The organism is Sphingomonas sp. (genome assembly GCF_042096255.1).
GTDB lineage: Bacteria > Pseudomonadota > Alphaproteobacteria > Sphingomonadales > Sphingomonadaceae > Sphingomonas.
Genome location: NZ_JBELLZ010000178.1, coordinates 1 through 3,070 on the forward strand (window position 1 = coordinate 1; position 3,070 = coordinate 3,070).

A 3,070-nucleotide genomic window follows, 5' to 3' on the forward strand; every position below is an offset into this window, starting at 1 on the left:
TGGTCGGATCGGCATCGACCGCGACGATATCGGCATATTGCCCGGCCTTGATCCGCCCCACGTCGGCATCGAGCCCCAGCATCTTGGCCGGCCGGATCGTCGCCGCCTGCAACGCGGCAAGCGGCGTCATCCCCGCCTTCTGGTACAATTCCGCTTCGGCCACCGTCGCGGTGGTGCCGTCGTTGGGCTCGAACGGAAACTGGTCGGTGCCCAGCGCGACGTTGATCCCCATCCGGATCGCCTTTTGCAGCATCGCCCAATGATCCTTGCCGGTCGATGCGACGCGGTCGAGATACCAGGGCGGCGAGCCGATCTTCTTGTAGAATTCGTAGGCGCCCGGCTGGCTCACCACCATCGTCGGCACCAGCCACACGCCCTGCGCCTTCATCTTGGTCAGCACCTCGTCGTTGAGGTGATAGCCATGCTCGAAACAGTCGATGCCGAACTTCAGCGCCTGGAGCGCCGCTTCGGACGATCCGTTGTGCGCCGTTACCTTCACGCCATTGCGATGCGCGACTTCGATGATCGTCGACAGCTCGGCGTCGGTCATCGGTGCGGCCGAGATGCTGCCGTGCGTGTCCGAGATGCCGCCGGAGATCGCGATCTTGATCCAGCTCGCGCCGCGCTTGATCTGCTCGCGCGCGACCTTGCTGAACTCGGCGGGCCCGTCCGCCTCGAGCGATCCGTGCCCGCCGGTCGGCACGATCAGCTCGCCGGCGGATTCGATCCGCGGGCCGATCGCCTGCCCCTTGGCGATCGCGCGCTTCAGCATGAAATCGATGCCGTGATCCTCGGCGGTCAGCCGAACGGTGGTGACGCCCGCCAGCAGGCTGCGGCGCGCATTGTCCGCCATGCGCAGCGCTTCCTCGCCGTCGGTCTCATTGAGCAGCGCATTCCCCTCGGCGCCCGGCAGCTTCAGCCCGAAATGCACGTGCATGTTCATCAGGCCGGGCACCAGCCACTTGCCCGCCATCGGCACCACCTTGGCACCCGCCGGCACCGGCACCGACGCCGCCGGGCCGACGCGCAGGATCCGCTCGCCCTGCACCAGCACCACCGCGTCACGCGTCGTCGCTCCCGTGTCGATATCCACGACGTTCCCGCCGACCAGCGCCGTCACCGGTGTGGCCTCCTGCGCCGCCACGGCGGTTCCCGACACGGCTGCGAGCGCGGCAAGCGCGGTACGCCAAAGCTTCATTGCGTCCCTCCCTGAAGATCGACCCCGAGACTGCGGCATCCACCCGCGAAGACAATGTGCAAAGTCGCGTGATATGATTGCGCAAAACGCAACGCAAAGCACAGATACTTACGTCTGGGGCAACGCAAACGGGCAAAAATGACCTGCGATCATGGGCTTAGCGGGTTGGTCGGAGCGGGAGGCGATCGCCCGCGCAAAGGTTGCATTCCCGCGCCAAGACGACACGATCGCTGCAACGACCAGGGGGGCTCGCACATTGCCGCACGATCCACGCCACTTCACGCGCCGCGCCACGCTCGGCCTGCTCGCCGCGACGGCGCTCGCGCCGCTGCCCGCCTTCGCCGAGGCCGATCAGGGCACCAGGTTGCGCGCGCTGCTGGAGCGCAGCGCCGCCGCCGAAGCCGCGCTCGATCCGCTCCGCGCGGCACGCACCGGCATCAAAGGCGGCCCGCTCTTCGTCGATCCGCTGAGCGACGCCTATGAGACACAGCTGCGCGCCGACAAGCAGCGCGACGCCGCCGATCTTGCCGCGATCGATCGTGCCGCGCTCGGCCCGGTCGACCGGATCGCGTACGACGTCTTCGCCTACAAGACGCAGCAGATGCTCGACCTCGTCACCACCGGGCTTTTCGCGGTCCAGCGCATGGCGCCGCTCAATCCCTCGTTTGGGCTGCACGTCGAGTTCCCCGATTTCCTCACCGGCGCCAAGTACGAGACCACCGCCGATTACGACGACACGCTCGCGCGGATCGACGGCTTCGTCGGCCATATGGACAGCAATGTCGCGCGGCTGAAACAGGGCCTCGCCGCCGGCTACTTCCAGCCCAAGATCATCGTCACCAACGTGCTGGCGCAGGTCGATGCGGTGCTCGCGCTGCCGATCGAGCAGAGCCCGTTCTGGACCGGCATCACCCGCCTGCCGCAGACGATGCCCGCCGCCGAGCGCACCCGCCTCACCGCCGCGTTCCGCCAGGCGATCGAGGGCAAGGTCTACCCCGCCTACCGCAACTGGGGCACCTATCTGCGCGACACCTACCTGCCGCGCGCGCTCGAGGCGCCCGGTCGCGGCGCGATGAAGGACGGCGCCCGGCTCTACGCCTGGGAACTCCAGCGCCACACGACGACCAAGCGCAGCGCCGACGACATCCACGCGCTCGGCCTCACCGAGGTCGCGCGCATCCGCGCCGAGATGGAGAAGGTGCGCGCGAAAGTCGGCTTTGCCGGCGACTTGAAGGCGTTCTTCGAGCACATCCGCACCGACCCGAAATACTATTACAAGACGCCCGACGAACTGCTCGCCCGCTTCAAGGCGATTGAGGCCAAGATCTGGCCGGGCATCTCTAGGCTGTTCCACGACCGGCCGAAAGCGCCGTTCGAGGTCCGGCCCCTGCCCGCGCTCGGCGACCAGCGCGGCACCGGCTATTACCGCCCCGGCCCGCCCGACGGCGTCTCGCCCGGCGTGCTCTATTTCAACATGTCGATGCTGAACACGCGGCCGATCCCCACGCTGGAAACGCTGACGCTCCACGAGGGCATCCCCGGGCACCATTTCCAGCTGACGCTCGCAATCGAGAATGCGGCGCTGCCGCCGCTGCTCCGCCACGGCCAGGCCACCGCCTATACCGAAGGCTGGGGGCTCTATTCGGAGTCGCTCGGGCCGGAACTCGGCATGTTCGGCGATTCGATGCAGCTGTTCGGCCATCTCGACATGGAGATGCTGCGCGCGGTGCGGCTGGTCGTCGATACCGGACTCCACGCCAAGGGCTGGGGCCGCCAGCAGGCGATCGATTATATGCTCGACAACACGTCGATGGCGCCGCGCGACGTGGCGGTCGAGATCGACCGCTACATCGCCTATCCGGGCCAGGCCTG

The 3,070-nt window shown here is 67.6% G+C and carries 2 protein-coding genes; one reads left to right on the forward strand and one right to left on the reverse strand.

The window, feature by feature from the left end; translation table 11 throughout:
- The coding region (locus tag ACFDTH_RS17935) for an amidohydrolase family protein (protein WP_375288910.1) at positions 1–1,198 on the reverse strand (1,198 nt) is incomplete at its 3' end.
- Positions 1,199–1,454: 256 nt separating this feature from the next.
- On the opposite strand from ACFDTH_RS17935, the gene ACFDTH_RS17940 reads away from it, so the two are divergent.
- Positions 1,455–3,070, forward strand: a 1,616-nt coding sequence (locus ACFDTH_RS17940; protein ID WP_375288911.1) for a DUF885 family protein, incomplete at its 3' end; no start/stop codon positions are given.